This window comes from Microbacterium wangyouchuni (genome assembly GCF_054072595.1).
Map to the genome: position 1 here is coordinate 182,833 of NZ_JBSVRM010000001.1, position 17,403 is coordinate 200,235.

16 protein-coding genes are annotated in these 17,403 nt (G+C 64.6%); 12 read left to right on the forward strand and 4 right to left on the reverse strand.

Annotated features, from left to right (window positions below; all coding sequences use genetic code 11):
• The first annotated feature begins 4 nt into the window (after positions 1-4).
• From ACW5CM_RS00930 to ACW5CM_RS00940, 3 genes are all read left to right on the forward strand, one after another.
• Positions 5-1,138, forward strand: coding sequence for a thiamine pyrophosphate-dependent enzyme (locus ACW5CM_RS00930; protein WP_457123841.1), 1,134 nt, complete (start codon positions 5-7; stop codon positions 1,136-1,138).
• Positions 1,135-2,115: an alpha-ketoacid dehydrogenase subunit beta gene (locus ACW5CM_RS00935; protein WP_438253783.1), complete on the forward strand. Its 981-nt coding sequence runs from the start codon at positions 1,135-1,137 to the stop codon at positions 2,113-2,115. The genes ACW5CM_RS00930 and ACW5CM_RS00935 overlap by 4 nt, the downstream gene beginning before the upstream one ends.
• Before the next feature lie 112 nt (positions 2,116-2,227).
• On the forward strand, positions 2,228-3,547 hold the full coding sequence (locus ACW5CM_RS00940) for a dihydrolipoamide acetyltransferase family protein (protein WP_438253784.1): 1,320 nt from the start codon (positions 2,228-2,230) through the stop codon (positions 3,545-3,547).
• Positions 3,548-3,580: 33 nt separating this feature from the next.
• Here ACW5CM_RS00940 and ACW5CM_RS00945 read toward each other — a convergent pair whose 3' ends face one another.
• Positions 3,581-5,137, reverse strand: a complete 1,557-nt coding sequence (locus tag ACW5CM_RS00945; RefSeq protein WP_457123842.1) for a helix-turn-helix transcriptional regulator — start codon at positions 5,135-5,137, stop codon at positions 3,581-3,583.
• A gap of 172 nt (positions 5,138-5,309) precedes the next feature.
• Complete coding sequence (locus tag ACW5CM_RS00950; protein ID WP_438253786.1) at positions 5,310-5,558, reverse strand: LapA family protein; 249 nt, start codon at positions 5,556-5,558, stop codon at positions 5,310-5,312.
• Between the two features lie 301 nt (positions 5,559-5,859).
• On the opposite strand from ACW5CM_RS00950, the gene ACW5CM_RS00955 reads away from it, so the two are divergent.
• The 5 genes from ACW5CM_RS00955 (at position 5,860) to ACW5CM_RS00975 (ending at position 12,612) form a co-directional block, all read left to right on the forward strand.
• Entirely contained in the window at positions 5,860-6,972 is a 1,113-nt protein-coding gene (locus tag ACW5CM_RS00955) for a DUF998 domain-containing protein (RefSeq protein ID WP_457123843.1), read from the forward strand.
• The gene (locus ACW5CM_RS00960; RefSeq protein WP_457123844.1) at positions 6,969-8,081 is read left to right on the forward strand and encodes a hypothetical protein; all 1,113 of its coding nucleotides are present in this window, start codon (positions 6,969-6,971) and stop codon (positions 8,079-8,081) included. Before ACW5CM_RS00955 ends, ACW5CM_RS00960 begins: the two co-directional genes overlap by 4 nt.
• On the forward strand, positions 8,081-8,752 hold the full coding sequence (locus ACW5CM_RS00965) for a GAP family protein (RefSeq protein WP_457123845.1): 672 nt from the start codon (positions 8,081-8,083) through the stop codon (positions 8,750-8,752). Before ACW5CM_RS00960 ends, ACW5CM_RS00965 begins: the two co-directional genes overlap by 1 nt.
• A 95-nt stretch (positions 8,753-8,847) precedes the next feature.
• Positions 8,848-10,563 (forward strand): cation:proton antiporter, encoded by a 1,716-nt coding sequence (locus ACW5CM_RS00970; protein ID WP_457123846.1) that lies wholly within the window; start codon positions 8,848-8,850, stop codon positions 10,561-10,563.
• A 24-nt stretch (positions 10,564-10,587) separates the two neighbouring features.
• A complete protein-coding gene (locus ACW5CM_RS00975; protein WP_457123847.1) occupies positions 10,588-12,612 on the forward strand; it encodes an FUSC family protein in 2,025 nt (674 codons plus the stop codon).
• Here ACW5CM_RS00975 and ACW5CM_RS00980 read toward each other — a convergent pair.
• Positions 12,583-13,368, reverse strand: coding sequence for a tyrosine-protein phosphatase (locus tag ACW5CM_RS00980; protein ID WP_457123848.1), 786 nt, complete (start codon positions 13,366-13,368; stop codon positions 12,583-12,585). The genes ACW5CM_RS00975 and ACW5CM_RS00980 overlap by 30 nt on opposite strands.
• Positions 13,369-13,371: 3 nt before the next feature.
• The gene (locus ACW5CM_RS00985; RefSeq protein ID WP_457123849.1) at positions 13,372-13,929 is read right to left on the reverse strand and encodes an HdeD family acid-resistance protein; all 558 of its coding nucleotides are present in this window, start codon (positions 13,927-13,929) and stop codon (positions 13,372-13,374) included.
• A gap of 203 nt (positions 13,930-14,132) precedes the next feature.
• Here ACW5CM_RS00985 and ACW5CM_RS00990 point away from each other — a divergent pair, with 203 nt between their 5' ends.
• Genes ACW5CM_RS00990 through ACW5CM_RS01005 form a run of 4 tightly spaced genes read left to right on the forward strand, consistent with a single transcriptional unit; the run spans position 14,133 to position 17,296 of the window.
• A complete protein-coding gene (locus ACW5CM_RS00990) occupies positions 14,133-15,146 on the forward strand; it encodes a metal ABC transporter substrate-binding protein (RefSeq protein WP_457123850.1) in 1,014 nt (337 codons plus the stop codon).
• A complete protein-coding gene (locus tag ACW5CM_RS00995) occupies positions 15,143-15,976 on the forward strand; it encodes a metal ABC transporter ATP-binding protein (protein WP_438253795.1) in 834 nt (277 codons plus the stop codon). Before ACW5CM_RS00990 ends, ACW5CM_RS00995 begins: the two co-directional genes overlap by 4 nt.
• A complete protein-coding gene (locus ACW5CM_RS01000) occupies positions 15,973-16,842 on the forward strand; it encodes a metal ABC transporter permease (protein ID WP_457123851.1) in 870 nt (289 codons plus the stop codon). Before ACW5CM_RS00995 ends, ACW5CM_RS01000 begins: the two co-directional genes overlap by 4 nt.
• A 46-nt stretch (positions 16,843-16,888) precedes the next feature.
• Positions 16,889-17,296 (forward strand): Fur family transcriptional regulator, encoded by a 408-nt coding sequence (locus ACW5CM_RS01005; protein WP_438253797.1) that lies wholly within the window; start codon positions 16,889-16,891, stop codon positions 17,294-17,296.
• Positions 17,297-17,403 lie beyond the last annotated feature (107 nt).

The window sequence follows — 17,403 nt, forward strand, 5'->3', positions numbered from 1 at the left end:
AACGGTGACCTCCTCAGAGACCGATATCGTCCGCGTCCTGGAGGCGGACGGCCGTTTTTCGCCCAGCCCTGCCGCCGAGAAGTACCTGCCGTTGATCGAGGCGATCAGCGACTCGGACCTCGAGCAGTTCTATCGAGACATGGTCGTCATCCGCGCGATCGATGACCAGGCGACCAACCTGCAGCGGCAGGGACAGCTGGCGCTGTGGCCGCCGAGCCGCGGTCAGGAAGCCGCCCAGGTCGGCTCCGCTCGCGCCGCGCGCACCCAGGACACCCTGTTCCCCTCCTACCGTGAGCACGCGGTCACCCGCATCCGCGGCGTCGACACCCTCGGCATCATCAAACTGATGCGCGGCGTCTCGCACGGCGGCTGGAACCCGATGGATCCGGTAAACGGGAACACCCGGCTGTACACGCTCGTGCTCGGCTCGCAGACACTGCACGCCACCGGCTACGCCATGGGCCTCACCTTCGACGGAAAGACCGGCACCGGAGACGTCGACCGTGACGAAGCCGTCATCGTCTACTACGGCGACGGCGCCTCCAGCCAGGGTGACGTGCACGAGGCGATGGTGTTCGCCGCCAGCTACCAGGCGCCGACCGTCTTCTTCCTGCAGAACAACCAGTGGGCGATCTCCGTGCCCGTCGCGACGCAGACACGGGTGCCGTTCACGCAGCGCAGCTCCGGCTACGGCATCGAAAGCATCCACGTCGATGGCAACGATGTTCTCGCCAGCTTCGCGGTCTCTCGGGTCGCGCTGGACGAAGCACGCGCAGGCAAGGGCCCCCGCGCGATCGAAGCCGAGACATACCGTCTCGGCGCGCACACGACCAGCGATGACCCGACGAAATACCGCGAAAGCTCCGAGGAGCAAGCCTGGGCTAAGCGGGACCCGATCACGCGCATGCGTGCCTTCCTCGAGGGCAAGGGCGCGGCCGCTTCGTTCTTCGAAGAGGTGGATGCCGAGGCATCCGCTGCCGCCGACGATCTGCGCGTTCGCACCCTGGAGCTCGGCACGCCCCCGGCGAATCTGATCTTCGACCACGTCTACAGTGAGCCGCACCCGCTGATGGATGAGCAGCAAGCGTGGCGTGAAAACTACGAAGCGTCGTTCGGCACCGAAGGAGGTCAGGCATGACGCTTGAGACGATGCCGTTCAGCAAGGCACTCAACGCAGGCCTTCGCAAGGCGATGGAAGACGACCCGAAGGTCCTGCTCATGGGCGAGGACATCGGAAAGCTCGGCGGGGTCTTCCGTATCACCGAGCACCTGCAGCGCGACTTCGGCGACAGGCGCGTGCTGGACACCCCGCTTGCGGAGTCAGCCATCGTCGGCACGGCGATCGGACTGGCGATGGGCGGCTTCCGTCCGGTGTGCGAGATCCAGTTCGACGGGTTCGTATTCCCCGCATTCGACCAGATCACGTCGCAGCTCGCGAAGATGACCAATCGGCACGAGGGCGCCCTGTCGATGCCGATCGTGATCCGCATTCCCTACGGGGGGCACATCGGCGCGGTCGAGCACCACCAGGAGAGCCCCGAGGCCTACTTCTCGCACACTCCGGGGCTGCGGGTGGTCTCGCCCTCGACGCCGAACGATGCGTACTGGATGATCCAGGAAGCCATCCACTCGAATGACCCGGTCGTCTTCCTCGAACCGAAGAGCCGCTACTGGCACAAGGGCGAGGTCGATGTTGCACAGTCAGCGGCGGGGCTGCACGCCTCGCGCGTGGTGCGCTCGGGCAGCGACGTGACCCTGGTCGGCCACGGTGCGATGGTCACGACGCTGTTGCAGGCGGCTGCGCTCGCCGAAGGCGAGGGAACCAGCTGTGAGGTAGTCGATGTGCGTTCGCTGTCGCCCGTCGACTACGGCCCGATCCTCGACTCTGCTCGCAAGACCGGGCGCATGATCTACGCCCAGGAAGCCCCGGGCTTCACCAGCGTCGGCAGTGAGATCGCAGCGACCGTGATGGAGCGCGCGTTCTACGCTCTGGAGGCACCCGTGCTGCGGGTGTCCGGGTACGACGCGCCGTTCCCGCCAGCGAAACTCGAGGGTACCTTCCTGCCCGATGCCGACCGCATCCTCGAGGCCGTCGACAGGTCGATGGCCTACTGATGTCGTTCACAACTCCTGAAGAATCGGCCCTGCGGCCGACCGGTGACGCCGTTTTTCCCGATTCCCGCGTATTTTTCAGGAGTTGTGAACGCGGCGGACGAGAGGACCAAGCATGAGCACCCAGAACTTCAACCTTCCAGACGTCGGCGAGGGCCTGACCGAAGCCGAGATCGTCAGCTGGAAGGTGGCCCCCGGAGACACGGTGGCGATCAACGACGTGATCGTCGAGATCGAAACGGCGAAGTCGCTGGTCGAGTTGCCTTCGCCGCATGCCGGCACCGTGGGGGAGCTGCTCGTCGAGGAGGGCAAGACCGTCGAGGTCGGATCTCCCATCATCACCTTCGTTTCGGATGCTGCGACACCTGCCGGCGCTGCCCCCGCCGCTCCTGCGGCTGAAGAGGCCGGCGGCTCGGTTCTGGTCGGATATGGCACCGGTGCGGGCGCGACCTCGCGCCGCACTCGCCCCGCCGTGCGCCCGGTGCGCTCGTCCGTCGGCGTGATCGCCAAGCCGCCGATCCGCAAGCTCGCCCGTGACCTCGACGTCGATCTGTCGTCGGTGACGGCGACCGGAGCCGACGGCGAAGTCACCCGGGATGACGTCATGAAGCACGCCTCGCAGGCCAGTGTCTTCCGCAATATCGAGACTCCGGAGTGGAGCACCGTGCGCGAAGAGACCGTTCCGGCACCCCAGAACGCCTCGGTGGGTCTGGCTCGCGGCATCGCCCCTGCGGGCCGGACCGAGTCGATTCCGGTCAAAGGCGTCCGCAAGGTCAGTGCTTCGGCGATGGTGCAGAGCGCGTACACCGCGCCGCACGTCACGGTGTGGAAAGAGGTCGATGCGACCCGCACCATGGAGCTCGTCAAGCGGCTCAAGGCCTCGCCGGACTACGCCGACATCAAGGTCTCACCGCTGCTGATCGTCGCTCGCGCCGTGATCTGGGCGGTCCGTCGCAACCCGATGGTCAACGCCGCATGGGTCGAGACCGAGGACGGCGCCGAGATCTCGGTGCGCCACTACGTCAATCTCGGCATCGCCGCGGCGACGCCGCGTGGGCTGCTGGTGCCGAACATCAAGGACGCGCAGGATCTCAGCATGAAGGATCTCGCCCGCGCGCTCAACCGACTCACGCTGACCGCGCGCGATGGCAAGACCCCGCCGGCCGATCAGCAGGGCGGCACGATCACGATCACCAACATCGGCGTGTTCGGGATGGATGCCGGAACCCCGATCATCAACCCGGGCGAGGCCGGGATCGTGGCGATGGGCACCATCAGCCAGAAGCCATGGGTCGTCGACGGTGAGGTGCGGCCGCGGTTCGTCACGACTGTCGCCGGCTCCTTCGATCACCGCGTCATCGATGGGGACAGCATGAGCCGTTTCATCGCCGATGTCGCCAGCATCCTGGAAGAGCCCGCCCTGCTCGTGGACTGACGGGCAAGCGCCCCGGCCGGGCATTCACAGCGCTCAGCTGGGGACCGCGGGATTCGCGATGCTCGGCAGGAGATCTGCGGCTATTCGGATCGCTTCCTGGCGGGTGGAACAGCCGAGCTTGCGGTAGAGCGAGCGCAATTGCGACTTGATCGTGTTCGGTGAGACATGGAGAGCTCGAGCGATCGCCGCCGTTGTTCCATGTGTCGTGATCGCTTCGAGAACACGTTTCTCACGGCCGGTCAGCTGCGGGCGCGATCGGAGCAGGACATGCTGCAGGTCAGAGATGTTTGCTGTCATGCTTTCGGACGACTGCGCAGGCACGCGCGCGGTGACGCGTTCGATCAATACGCTGGGAACCGATGCGAAGAGCCGGCGATGGTCAGGGTTGGCTCCCCACCGAGCCACTTTCGCCGCGGTGTACTCATCGAGGTCTCCGGCGCGAGCACACTGCAGCCAGGCTGCCAGCAGAGCGCACTCCACGCGTTGCCCTAAGCCCAGCGTCGGGTCGTTGCTCAGAATGCGAATCCCGTTTGCGGCGGAGCCGAAGTCATCCGTATGCAGCGCCAATCTCACCGCAGTGAGCTGGGTGAACAGCCCCTGATGGGCACCAGCTTGAGCCAAGATCTTACGCGCGGCTCCGAACTCCTCGGCTGCGGTAAGCGCGTCGACGGCAGCAGACGTCATGACATCGGAAGCGAAGGACCCGGGGCGTGCCGCATGCGTTTGGCTTGCGAGCTGCAAAGCCTCGAGAGCTTCGTGCGGGTGCTCGTGTGCCAGTAGAGCGCGCGTTCGTGCGAGGAGCGCAAACGGCCAGGTCACTTCGATGCTGTCGTAGGGCTCGAGCGCAGATATCTTCTCGTCGAGGTCGGCTGTCATTCGGTCGGCGCTGATGAGCGCGCTTGCAGCGACCAGGGTGGCGGTGCTGGATCTCACATGTGCCGGCGACGGAGGTGCCTGCATGAAGGCATCGGCCAGCGCGCTGTCGGCATTGTCCAGGGAACCGCGGACGGCGTGCGCGAGCGCGGTGCGGCTGAGCGTCAACCGGACGGCGTCATCCTGGATCGACAGCCGTGCCAGTTGCGTCGCACTCGAGAGCTCCAGGAGCGCACGGGCAGTGTCTCCCGCGCTCAGAAAAGTAGATCCGATCTGCAGGTGGTAGAACCAGAGCGGGCCATCGGTTCGGTCGCGCGAACAAGCACGGGTCTCGATGATTCGATGGGCGAACTGTCGGGCGTAATCCAGTGCTTGGGACTCATTGCCCTTCATACGATGCGCGATCATATGCCCGAGGATCAGGAGATCGAGCTGGTCGGGGCTCAGCGCACGCGCTGTATCGGGATGAATCGCCGGCAACGACCACGTGGCAATGCGCGACGACGTGTATGACATCGGGTCAGTGATCAGAAGAACGGGGTGTTCTTCAATGACATCTCGAGGCAGGGCGCTCACCGCGGCGCGCATGAGATCCCAATCGGTGTTGAACAACGGCCAGCAGTGGAACAGGATGCTGCGGGCGATGAGTTCGTGGTTGCCGGTGCTGAGCGCGCGCTCAACCTCGACCTTCGCGGCGATAGCGTCGTTGGGGTTCACCTGAGTGGCCCTCTTCTCGTCAAGAGTGCGGTGTCATCACCGGCCCGTCGGCAGCGCTCGGGGGAGACTGCCGACGAAAAAGATCCGGTTCGCGTCCACCATCCCATAAATACTGTCTGGCGTGTCTCACGGGGTAAAAGGAGACGGCCGCCCGGCGCCGGGCGGAAACGTGCTACTTCCGTCGTGGTCGGAACCAGGGGAAGAGCGAACCGATGACGACGCCGGCGAGCAGAACCGCGAGGAACCATCCCCAGGCGGGCATGGTGAACTGAAGAAAGAGAAAGCGCAATGTAGCGGGGCCGACATTCGAGAAAACAAACGAAAGCGCGGCAATTCCCAGAAGAATGGCGATGATCGCCTTAGTGCTGTTCACTGCGCGATCTTTGCCGGTTGCGCCCGACTCTGGCTGCTGGTTCGTCATGCGTACTCTTTCTTCACTCTGTCGGTGGAAAATGAGCGATTCCCGCGAAGGGGCCTCTCAGAACGGACATTACCCACATTTGCCGCGCACCCGCGAGAGGGTGAAGCGCGGGTGATGCTCTGATGAATTGAGGGGTGATGAAATTTCGGCATGGGGACGGCAGTAATGCCCCGATGAGGACAGAGATGTGGGTGGTTCCGTCCGGGGTCCCGGTGAGCGGTATGCTCACACCTGTGGCCGATGTTCCCTTTTCCCAGCGTGGGGAGTCCTGATGGCGAGCACTGTGGAAAATGACGAAAGTGTGAGCCGGTCGCAGACGACTCCGGCGAAACACCTGCCTGCCTTCTGGCGTCAGCATTGGAGGCTTTCGGACAGCGAATCCTTCGCCCTCATTCTGGCGGTTGGTGCTTTCGTCGTGAGCGGGCTGATCGCTGTTTCGGTTTTCTGGGGACGAGAACTCCCGATTTCTGGTCGTCAATCAGTGGGCGAATTCGCTGCGATCAGCGCTGCGATTGCGGCAGTGCTCTCTTTCGCCGGGTCGCGGTTGGCGGTGCGCTATCGATTGCGGTCGCGATCTGACCGGGCCACGCGGCTGCGTTTTCAATGGTTCGATCTGGTGGCTTTGTCGCTCGCTCATGGCGTGATCGCGCTCTTGGGCTCCCTCGGCCTCGCCACTGTTATGCAGCAGAGTTTTCTGGGAGCTACGCTCTACGCTAATCCTGCCGCGGCAATCGTCGCCGCGTTGACGGCGCTGAGCGCCTTCTGCGCCTACCTCAGCGGGACGGCCATGTCCCCTCGGCACCTGTCGCTGGTGCTCGCGGTATTCCTTGCGGTGGGAATGATCACGGCGATGTTGAGTTCCAGCGACCCGCGGTGGTGGCAGCTGAACCTCTCCGCACTCGGGATCACACACGATATCTCGTCGCTCACTTTCAACCTGACGCTGATCGTGTCGGGTGTCATCATCACCACGATCGCTCGCTTCGCAACAGCCGGCCTGCCGTCTTCCACCTCATCTGAGCTTCGTCGTCGCCGCATCGTTTGGGCGCTCTTCGTGCTCCTGGGCGTAATGCTGTCTTGCGTCGGACTGTTCCCGGTCAACCGATTCCTCGTCATGCACAACACGGTGGCAACAGGGATGACAGTCGCCTTCGCGGTACTGACGATCGCGCTTCCGTGGCTCGTTCCCAGCATGCCCCGGATCTTCCTCCTGCTGGGCTTCGTCTACGTCGCCATCATCATCGGGCTGGTGGTGCTGTTCGTGACGGGCGTCTACAACCTCACCGCCGTCGAACTTGTATCGTCCGTGCTCATCTTCAGCTGGATCATCCTCTTCCTGCGCAACGTCGAGCCGAGCGGACAGCACGTACCTGACGTCAGCGGACACGCGCGGGACCCCGAGGAGCGACGATGACCGACCCCGACGACGGCGCGACCCTCGCCCGCCGAGTGCGAGAGCTGGAAGCCGAGAACACCAGACTCAAGGGTGAGAGAGGCTCGTCGAGTCCCATCGCGGGCGGCCGCTGGCGCGCCGTGGTCTCGGCTGTGTGCATCGTGGTGGCGTCGGTCCTTGTTCCGGCATCGATTATCGGCGGATGGGCTCGGATGCAGCTGGTCAGCGAGGATGCGTTCGTCGAGACGCTCGCACCGCTCATCGATGATGACGCTGTACAGGACCTCATCATGGAGGAGACGATGTCAGCAGTGCGCGCACAGGTGGACTTCCACGCGCTGACAGACGAGGTCTTCGATGCGATCGCCGATCTGGGCGTGCCGTCCAGCGCAGCAACTGCCCTCGATATCCTTCGCCAACCAGCGGCGGAAGGTATGGCTGGGATCGTGGAATCGACTCTGGCGACCGCGGTGGCATCCGACGTCTTCTCTGACGTGTGGGCGACCAGTCTGCGGGGCGCGCATCGAGCATTCACTCTGGCATCCACGTCTGACGGCGGCGGCATTATCGTCCTGTCACACGACCGTGTGGGAATCGCCACGGGACCTCTCATCGCGGAGCTCAAAGAGATGCTCGTCGATCGCGGTGTCGGCGTCGCTGCGATCATCCCCGAGACTGATCGCATGATCGTGCTGGGCGACGGCGAGACGCTTCGTGCCATTCGTTCCACCCATGCGCTGATTGAGGCGATAGGGCAGTGGCTGCCGCTCGTGACGATCGGGCTCTTCGGCCTGGGGGTCGGGCTTGCTCGCCGCCGGAGCACGGCAGTCCTTGGCGCAGGGGTCGGTGCGACGATCGGAAGTGGGGCGCTCGGGGTGGTACTCCTGATCGGTTCCGCCGGCGTCCCCCTCGTCGCAGCGGAACTCGGTTTCGTGTCGCCCGGAGTCGAAGCGATCTACGGGCACCTCACTGATGGCATCGTGCGCGGCGTGTGGCTGATCGTGGTCATCGGCATCATCACCGCTATCGGTGGATGGTTCTTCGGGCGCTCCTCGAGCGCGCTGAGTTCCCGGAGCGCTGTCGCAGCCGCGACCACATCGATACGACAGAGACTGGAGGCGCGGCACTGATGCTTTCTCTGCTCGGAGACATCCTGACGCTCGGCATCGGCGTCGCGATCAGCCCCCTCGCAATCGTTGCGGTCATCCTCATGGCAACCTCGGGTAAAGGTCGCACAAACGGCACGGCTTTCGTGCTGGGCTGTTACACGCTTGCCGTGCTGTTGGTCGGCGCGCTCGTCCTCATCGGACGTGCATCTGGCTCAGATGAGGCAGACTCCGGCGCTAACATCACCGTGGATGTTCTCGAGATCCTGCTCGGCGTGGGCCTGCTCGCCCTGGCCGTGCATCAGTGGAGCAAACGTTCAGAAGTCGAGCCGCCGAAATGGCTCATGGGGCTCGATCAGCTGACCATCGGGAAGGCTTTCCTGCTTGGCGTACTGCTCTCCGGTCCGCTCTCACCGAAGGACGTGCCACTGCTGATTGCGGCGAGCGGAAGAATCTCGCAGGCACATCTTCCCGCTCAGGAAGTCATCCCGGTGATTCTCCTTTTCGGTCTCATCGGGATCAGCGCGGTTGCGGTTCCGTGGTTGATCAGCGTTGTCGCGCCGGGGTCGGTAGAGCGTCGCCTGACCGGTGCGCGGTCGTGGCTACTGGCGAACCATTCCGTGGTGATGACGGTGCTCTTCGTGATCCTCGGTTTCAAGTTGATCGGCTCAGGAATAGCCGACCTTGCGGGCTGACCGATGGAGTCCGCAGGAGAGCGCGATGCGCGCGTGAATAGTGGGTCAGGTATGACGAATCTGCGGCCTCAGTACGATGGCGGGGAGAGTGCACGGTGTCTGTAGAACTTTTGGTCGTCATTCTTGCCGGCGTGCTGGTGATCGTACTGGCGCATGTGCTCTCGAGTCGGATCGGTGTCGCTGGACCGTTGATCTTGGTGGCGATCGGTCTCGCCGTCGGCCAACTGCCGTGGGTTTCTGCCATCTCTGTGGCGCCGGAGCTGATCCTTGTCGGGGTGCTTCCTCCGCTGCTTTACTCGGCGGCGGTCTCGGCCCCGGCGATCGAGTTTCGTCGCGATCTGAGCACCATCAGCGGTCTCTCTGTGCTGCTTGTGATCATCAGCTCACTCGTCTTGGGGCTCTTCTTCTTCTTGATCATTCCGGAGATCGGCTTTCCGCTCGCCGTTGCGCTGGGAGCAATCCTGAGTCCAACGGATGCTGTTGCGACGTCAGTCGTTCGCAAACTCGGTGTGCCGAGGAGAGTCGTCACGGTACTCGAAGGCGAGAGTCTTCTCAATGACGCGACCGCTCTCGTCCTGCTGCGCACCGCGATCGTCGCGGTGGCATCGAGTTTCTCGCTGTTGGCGGCAGTCGGATCATTCATCTGGGCAGTTTTCGCGGCGCTCGTGGTCGGGGCATTCGTGGGGTTGCTGGCGCTGAGACTGCGCGCGTGGACCACCAGCGCGACCGCCAATACCGCGATCGGGCTCACTGTCCCCTACCTCGCCTATCTGCCCACCGAAGCTCTCGGAGGGTCCGGTTTGGTCGCGGCCGTGATCGCCGGAGTTGTCTGCGGACAGGGGGCGTTGAGGTGGCTGACCCCGGAGCAGCGCACATCGGACAAACTCAACTGGCGCACACTCGAGTTCTTGCTCGAGGGTGCGATCTTCCTCATCATGGGGTTGGAGCTGTACGGAATCGTTGAGGACAATCGTGCGGCCGGCGAGAGTCTGCTCCCCGGCCTCGGCATAGCGGCGCTGGCCTTTGTCATTCTGATGCTGGTGCGAACGCTCTACGTCATCCCGGTGCTGAGCCTGCATACCGCACGGGTGAGACGTGCAGTCCAGGGCCGCATAGATGCGAGCACAACCATCCCGCAGGACGACGACGAAGAAGGTCACTCCTCCCGCTGGCAGAAAGTCATCGGATCGCGTGCAGCACGCAATCCGAAGCACCTCGGAAAGCTGCGCGCAGATGTCAGCTATTTCGAATCGTCCCCGCTGACCTGGAAGCACAACACGATCATCGTGTGGGCGGGAATGCGCGGTGCGGTGACTCTTGCTGCCGCACAGACACTGCCCGAGAACACGCCGAAGCGTGACCTGATCATCTTCATCGCCTTCGTGGTTGCGGCAGGCAGCCTTCTGCTGCAGGGCCTTACTCTGCCGTATCTCGTTCGCATGCTCGGTCTGCTTCGGCCCACTGGCGGCGGCCCGCCCCGCGCCGAGATTCGCGAGATCAATCGGGAGCTGAGGAAGGCAGCCAGCACAGCTCGGGAGAATCACACGCTCGTCCGTGCGGATGAGACAGAGTTCCCCGATGGTGTTTTCGCTCTTCCCGGTTCCTGGTTCGTAACCGCGCGCGACCCCGCAGCGCAGCCCGACAGGGCGGAGGAGCTGGCCTTCGAACTCGCGCTCCTCGCAGTGATGCGGGTGCGTCTTCACGAGCTGGGGCGGTCGGGGCGGCACACGACGAGCGCGCTGCGATATGCCCTTGACGAGCTCGACGCCTACGAGATCAGCGTCAAGCTTCAGCTCGGAAGCGAGGAATAGCAGTGGAAACGCGCCAGGTCGGCATTGACTGCTGAGGCACGGCACAGCCCGTGGGTCCGTGCGCTGGTGCGCGTCACTCCGGCGCGGATCCAGTGGGAGCGCGTTGGGCTCGCGGCTGTCGGTGTCACCGTGCCCGTCGGACTCAGCCTGCTGATCGATCCGCGGGATGCGACAGTCATCGGGGCCGGAGCTTTAGCGTCCATGGGCGCGCTGGTGGGATCGGTGATGGATACCGGCGCCGCCGGCGCCGAACGAGTACGACGAATCACGCTGGTGACGGCCGCGGCATCCATCGGCTTCGCACTCGGTGTCCTGGTTTACGGTCATTCCGTCTTTACCCTCGTGGCAGTGATCCTTGCCACGCTCATCTCCGCACTGTCTGGAGCAATCGGCCCGGTAGCCTCCAAAGCGGGACTGTACTTTCTGGTCTATGCGGTCACCGCCGCCAACGCAGATTTCGGCCTTGATCCCGCGTGGCAGGCGCCGTTGATCTTCCTCGCAGGCGGGCTGTGGCGGCTGTGTCTGACGGCAGTGTCGGCCGCGCTTATCGGAGTGAGGCTTTCTCCTGAGCGACGAGCCATTGCGCAGGTGTACACGGCACTGGCCGCCCAGCTGGCGGCACAGTCGGAGGCGGCAGCCAGCACGGCAGGGCTGAAGCTGACGAACGCCCTCGACGATGCATACGACACGCTGGTTGCATCGCGAACGAACATCACCGAACGAGACATCCGCTGGCAGGAACTGGTCACCATCCTCAACGCCTCGGCTCCCGCGGTCGATGCGGCGATCGCCGTGGCAGCGAAACAGGTGGTCGCGCCGAAGGAGACGATTACCTATCTGCGCGGGGTCGCCGCGTGGATCGCTGATGCACGCCACCCACTTCCGGAGCTTCCAGTGGCGCGCTCGGCGGGTGCCGAGGTCGTCGCCCTCCGCACGGCCCTCGAACGCGTGGACCGAGCCGTCGCTCAATTCTCTGCCGCCGGATCGGGACGTACAGAGCAGCTCGTCGCCCCTGATCTTCCTGCGAGGCAGACATTCGCTGATCTGCTGCACCGGGTGGAAAGGCCGCTGTCAGCCGGAGCGGAGACGTGGCGCTTCGCTGGTCGGCTCGTTCTGTGCATGGCGATTGCGCAGGGAGTGTCCATCGCGCTGCATCTGGATCGCCCCTATCTGGTCATGCTCGCGGTCGCGCAGGCGATGAAACCAGACTTCGGGTCGATCTTCGCACGGGCAGTCCAGCGTGGGTTCGGCACGATGATCGGTGTTGCCATCGCCGCGCTGACGATTTCTCTGGTTCCGCACGGAGGCTGGCAGATCCTCGTGATTCTGCCGCTGGCAGCGCTGATTCCGATCGCGATGCCGCGAAACTTCGGACTGTTCTCTGCGATCATGACGTCGCTGGCAGTGCTGCTGGTGGAGCTTCATGCCGGAGCAAGTGCGGGGCTTGTCAGTTCACGACTGATGGACACGGTGCTGGGGTGTGCGATTGTCTTGCTGATCGGGTATCTGCCGTGGCCGGCGACGTGGCGGGCGCCCCGCAACCTGGCGAAGAACGTCGCCGGGCTGGCTCGATCCATCGCGCAGTATGCGGGAATCGCACTGGAGGATCAGGTGACTGACAGCGATGCGCAGCGTGTGGCCGCAGCTCGCCGCGCGCTCTACCGCCAGATCGCGGACATGCGCACGTTGGTGGCTCGATCCCTGTCCGAACCCAGAATTGCCGATGCGGCGTCCGCGTGGATGCTGGAGATCGCCGCTTTGGAGCGGGTCACGGATGCGATCACCGCGGCAGCGACGACGCAGATCGCTTCCTCGACCACCGTCGATCGGCAAGCCACGGAACGTGCTCAGGCTGCGCTGCGGGAACTGGCGGATGCGATCGAGGCCGGTCGCGCGCCGCAAACGGTAGAGCCTTCCGGCTCGGGGCCGCTCGCGCTGATGGATGACGAGATCTCATCAGCGCGAGCGGCGGCTTCTGCGTGGTCAACGCGCAATGCGAGATCACGCAAACCGGTTCACCTACGCCGCGAAGCGGGCACGGAGCAGTGAAAGCTCGTCGGCAGTGAGGCCGGCCGAGCGGAGATATCCAGCAGCATCGCCATGGTGATCATCCACCCAGGCGAGAGCCTGTTCGATCGCTTGCGGCGGGGTGCCGGTGATCAGCAAGCGAAGAGCGGGAGTGATTTCAACGCCGTAGCTCGAGACTGCGTGGATCATTCCATCGGCCCAGGCCCCCGCGAGGTTGTTCTGGGAAGCGGCATAATCATCGATCACTGCCGCGCGCTCGACGCCTCCGGCCTCGAGCATGAGGGCAGTCGAGAGACCGGTGCGGTCTTTGCCTGCTGTGCAATGCACCAGCACAGCGCTCGCAGATGACCCCTTCTCTGCGGCAATCAGGCGAGCGATCTGCACGAATGCGTCCGCGCTGCCGGCAAGCATCTGCGTATAGAGATCCCCCAGGGTGGGAACGTCAAAATGCGCTGGCGGCGTCTTCGCTGAGGAAGAGCCGTCGCCCAGCTGCATCGCCATATCTGCCATCGCACCCTGGAGAATCGGCAGCTCCACGACAGTGATCGGGCGCGAGTCGGGGATGCGGTCGGGGGCGACAGTGCGCTCTGCCTGCGTACGAAGATCGACGATCACGCCGACGGTGGTCGCAGCGAGAGCCTCCAGCCCCTTCGGCGTCAGTGACGCGAGAGCATCCGAGCGCAACAGCACGCCAGGGGGCGTTGCGCCACCGCCTCGGAGAGGCAGACCGGCGGTGTCACGGAAGTTGTACAGGCCCTCGATCGGGGATTCGGTCATGGTTCAGCCCTGCTTCCCGAATGTGAATGCACGCACGATGTTCATGATTCCCAGGACACAGAGCGAGATGCCGAGGATCCACCACAGCACGGCTGCGCCCCACATCGGGGAGAACATCAGCATGATTCCGGCGAGGATGCTGATGATTGCGAAGACGATCGACCACGCCTTGGAAGCGGAGCCGCCGAGTGCGGACAGCGCGACGACGCCCTCCACGATCCACATGACGCCGACCATCACTCCGAGCAAGACGGCCAGTGCAACGGTCGTCTGCGAAAGATTCGCGAAGGCCACGATGCCCGCTATGACGAACACCACGCCCAGGACGATATGGCCGACCCTCGACCACGCGCCCAGGCCCTTGCTGAACACGCCGAGGCATGCGTACACCAGGCCGGCAACAAGTGCGTAGATCGCGATGATCGCGGCGACGACGATCGCCGTCCTGCCGGGCCAGACCAGGATCAGAACGCCAACGATGAGGGCGAGGACGCCGCCCACACCCAGTGCCGTACGGATGCCAGTGAATGCGGGCTTGGGGGTAACAGCTTCTTTAGTCATTCCAGTTGCTCTCTCGTTGCATTTTCAACGACGATTCGAGGAATCGTTGGGCGATCATCTGCTCGCATAGTCAGCATTGCGAGCAATCCCGTAAGTTGCCATGACCGCTAGGAAAGTTCATCCCTGTGCTCACCCGATTCTTCACCCGTGCTCGCCCAGCGACCATGGTGAGAATGGTTATCATTAGCGTGTACAGTGGACGAATGCACAAGCCCTACCTCGCCACCGCATTCCTGGCAGCATCCGCCCTCGTCTTGGCTGGATGTTCGTCCGCTCCCGCCGCAGAGAGCGCGGATGACTCCGTTGTCCGCGTCGTCGCCACGACCAATGTCTACGGCGCACTGGCCGAGCAGATCGGCGGTGAGCGGGTCGAGGTGTCCTCGCTCATCACCTCCGCTGCGCAGGATCCGCACTCCTATGAGGCCTCCGCTCGCGATCGCCTCACTGTGCAGGATGCTGACCTCGTCATCGAGAACGGTGGCGGCTATGACTCCTTCATCGATGCGTTGATCGGCGATTCCGACGTGCATGTGCTCATGGCGGTCGGGTCCGCACACGGCTACCCGGGTAATGAGGGCCATGAGGACCACGCGGACGAAGAACACGGCCACGAGGGCGAAGAGCACGCGGACGAAGATGAACACGACGACCACGGCGATCATGACGACCACGCGGGCCACGGCCACATCGAGGGTTTCAATGAGCATGTCTGGTTCGATCCGCACACCATGATCCACGTGGTGGAAGCCATCGCCGTGGAGCTGAGCGAGCTCGACCCCGACGGCGCTGCCGAGTTCACGGCCGCGTCTGACGCGATCATCGAGGAGCTGGAGGGATTCGAAGCAGAACTCGAGACGCTCGGTGCCGAGTTCACTGGAGCGTCCGTCTTCATCACCGAACCGCTGCCCGGCTACATCGCCGCCGCTGCTGGGCTCACGAATGTGACTCCGGAGGGCTTCGCCGAGGCGGTGGAAGAGGGCAACGACGTGGCCCCTGCGGCACTGCTCGCCGCGCTCGACGTGATCGACAGCGGGGATGTGCACGTCGTCCTGACGAACGCGCAGACCGGAGGCAGCGAGACCCAGCGTGTCGAAGACGCGGCCGAGGCTGCCGGCATCCCCGTGGTGGCTTTCACGGAGCTCCTCGAGGATGGATCGTCGTACGCTGAGTGGATGCAAGATGCGATCCAGAACCTCGCCGACGCATTGCGGTCGTGAGTACGGGCGACACTGAGCGAGCTCCGATACTCGAGATCCGCGGCGCCGCCCTTCATCGCGGCAACCGCGAGCTGTGGTCCGGTCTCGACCTGAGCGTGGCGCCGGGGGAGTTCATCGCCGTGCTCGGACCCTCCGGCTCCGGCAAGACGACCCTCCTGCGGGCGATCCTCGGGCTGCAGTCGCTCAGCGAAGGCAACATCACGGTAGCGGGCGCTCCCGTGCGACGAGGCAACCCGCGCATCGGATATATCCCGCAGCAGCGGCCGCTGCCACCGGACACCAGCATGCGTGCCCGCGACGTGGTCGCACTCGGTGTCAGCGGAACGCGGTTCGGTCTTCCGGTTCCGCGCCGCGGCGATCGAGAGCGCGTGGATGCCCTGCTCGCAGGCGTCGGCGCCGCGCACTACGCCGAGCGTCCGGTCGGCTTGCTCTCCGGTGGAGAGCAGCAACGGCTGCGAGTCGCCCAGGCCCTCGCCGATGAACCCGCTCTCCTCCTGTGCGACGAGCCCCTGTCGAATCTTGATCTCGCGAACCAGCTCGGCGTCACGGAGATCATCGACCGGCACCGGCACGATCGCGCAGCCGCCGTGCTGTTCGTCACGCACGACGTCAACCCGATCCTGGGCCGCGTCGACCGCATCCTCTACATCGCGGGCGGACGCTTCGTGCTCGGCACGCCCGACGAGGTGCTGCAGAGCAGGGTGCTGACCGATCTGTACGGCACCCCGGTCTTCGTGCTCCGCGCTGGCGACCGTCTTGTCGTTGTCGGAGTCCCGGATGCCGAGCCGCATCACGATCACGGCGACATCGACGCTGGAGAGAACGCATGATCACCGCGCCCCTGCTCGACTGGAGCGATGTCTTCTCCTTCCAGGATTACGGCGCGCTCGTCGCGCTGCTGTCCAACTCGATCATCGCCGGTGCGGTGCTCGGCATCGTGGGCGGGTTGATCGGCGTCTTCGTCATGCAGCGCGACCTCGCGTTCGCGGTGCACGGCGTGAGCGAGCTGTCGTTCGCAGGTGCCGCCGGTGCCCTGCTGTTCGGCGGTAGCGTCGTGGCCGGTTCCCTCGGCGGTGCCCTCGTGGCGGCGATCCTGATCGGCATCCTCGGCGCCAGAGCCCGTGATCGCAACTCGATCGTCGGAGTGCTCATGCCGTTCGGCTTGGGCCTGGGCATCCTGTTCCTCTCGCTCTACGACGGACGCAGCGCCAACCGATTCGGCCTGCTCACCGGGCAGATCGTGTCGGTGTCGAGCCCCGATCTCGGCTGGCTGATCGGCATCAGCGCGTTCGTCCTGGTGAGCCTGCTGTTGATGTGGAACCCACTGCGGTTCGACTCGCTGGACGGTGTCGCCGCCGCCGCGCGGGGCATCCCGACCCGGGCGCTGAGCCTGGCGTTCATGGTGCTGCTCGGGCTCATCGTCGCCGTCGCCGTGCACATCATCGGTGCGCTGCTGGTGATGGCGCTGTTGGTCACCCCCGCCGCTGCGGCGATGCGCATCAGCGTCGGTCCTCTGGCGGTGCCGCTGCTGGCCGCGCTGTTCGGGTTCATCTCGGCCGTCGGCGGAATTCTTCTCGCCTTGGCCGGCACGCTGCCGGTGAGCCCGTACATCACCACCGTTTCGTTCCTGATCTACGCGGTGTGCTGGGTCGTGCATCGCCAGCGCGAGCGCGTGCGGAGGCATGCTCATGCGTAGTTCCGCTCTCAGCCGCACGCCATAAACCGCGGCCTAGACTCGAGACATGGCTCAGCGAAACACCTGGCAGCGTGAACGAGTGCGCGAAGCACTCGCGGATGCGCGCGGTTTTGTGAGCGCGCAGAGCCTGTTCGCCACGCTTCGCGGAGAGAACACCGGCATCGGTCTGGCCACCGTTTACCGTGCTCTGTCTGGGCTTGCGGCATCCGGAGACGCCGACTCGCTGCAGAGCCCTGAGGGCGAAGCTCTCTACCGTGCCTGCTCGACCGAAGGGCACCACCACCACCTGATCTGCCGGTCGTGCGGGTTGACGGTCGAGATCGAAGCGAAGGACGTCGAGGCCTGGGCCAAGCGCACGGCATCCCTGCACGGCTTCAGCGAAGCCGAGCACGTCGTCGACATCTTCGGGTTGTGCACCCCCTGCACCAAGCAGCGCGCGGCGGGGGCTGCGTGAGCACGCTCGCCGGAAAGCGCCCTTCGCCAGGCTCAGGGAGCGGAAAACCAGGCTCAGGGAGCGGAGCGACCGGGTTGCCGCGGCGGCGGACACCGCGCTCGCCATGG

What these genes read in the sequence shown, in the direction of transcription:
- ACW5CM_RS00960 (WP_457123844.1), top strand. Translation starts at nt 6,969, where the DNA reads ATGACCGACCCCGACGACGGCGCGACCCTCGCCCGCCGAGTGCGAGAG.
- ACW5CM_RS00965 (WP_457123845.1), top strand. Translation starts at nt 8,081, where the DNA reads ATGCTTTCTCTGCTCGGAGACATCCTGACGCTCGGCATCGGCGTCGCG.
- ACW5CM_RS00940 (WP_438253784.1), top strand. Translation starts at nt 2,228, where the DNA reads ATGAGCACCCAGAACTTCAACCTTCCAGACGTCGGCGAGGGCCTGACC.
- ACW5CM_RS00980 (WP_457123848.1), bottom strand. Translation starts at nt 13,368, where the DNA reads ATGACCGAATCCCCGATCGAGGGCCTGTACAACTTCCGTGACACCGCC.
- ACW5CM_RS00935 (WP_438253783.1), top strand. Translation starts at nt 1,135, where the DNA reads ATGACGCTTGAGACGATGCCGTTCAGCAAGGCACTCAACGCAGGCCTT.
- ACW5CM_RS00990 (WP_457123850.1), top strand. Translation starts at nt 14,133, where the DNA reads ATGCACAAGCCCTACCTCGCCACCGCATTCCTGGCAGCATCCGCCCTC.
- ACW5CM_RS01000 (WP_457123851.1), top strand. Translation starts at nt 15,973, where the DNA reads ATGATCACCGCGCCCCTGCTCGACTGGAGCGATGTCTTCTCCTTCCAG.
- ACW5CM_RS00950 (WP_438253786.1), bottom strand. Translation starts at nt 5,558, where the DNA reads ATGACGAACCAGCAGCCAGAGTCGGGCGCAACCGGCAAAGATCGCGCA.
- ACW5CM_RS01005 (WP_438253797.1), top strand. Translation starts at nt 16,889, where the DNA reads ATGGCTCAGCGAAACACCTGGCAGCGTGAACGAGTGCGCGAAGCACTC.
- ACW5CM_RS00985 (WP_457123849.1), bottom strand. Translation starts at nt 13,929, where the DNA reads ATGACTAAAGAAGCTGTTACCCCCAAGCCCGCATTCACTGGCATCCGT.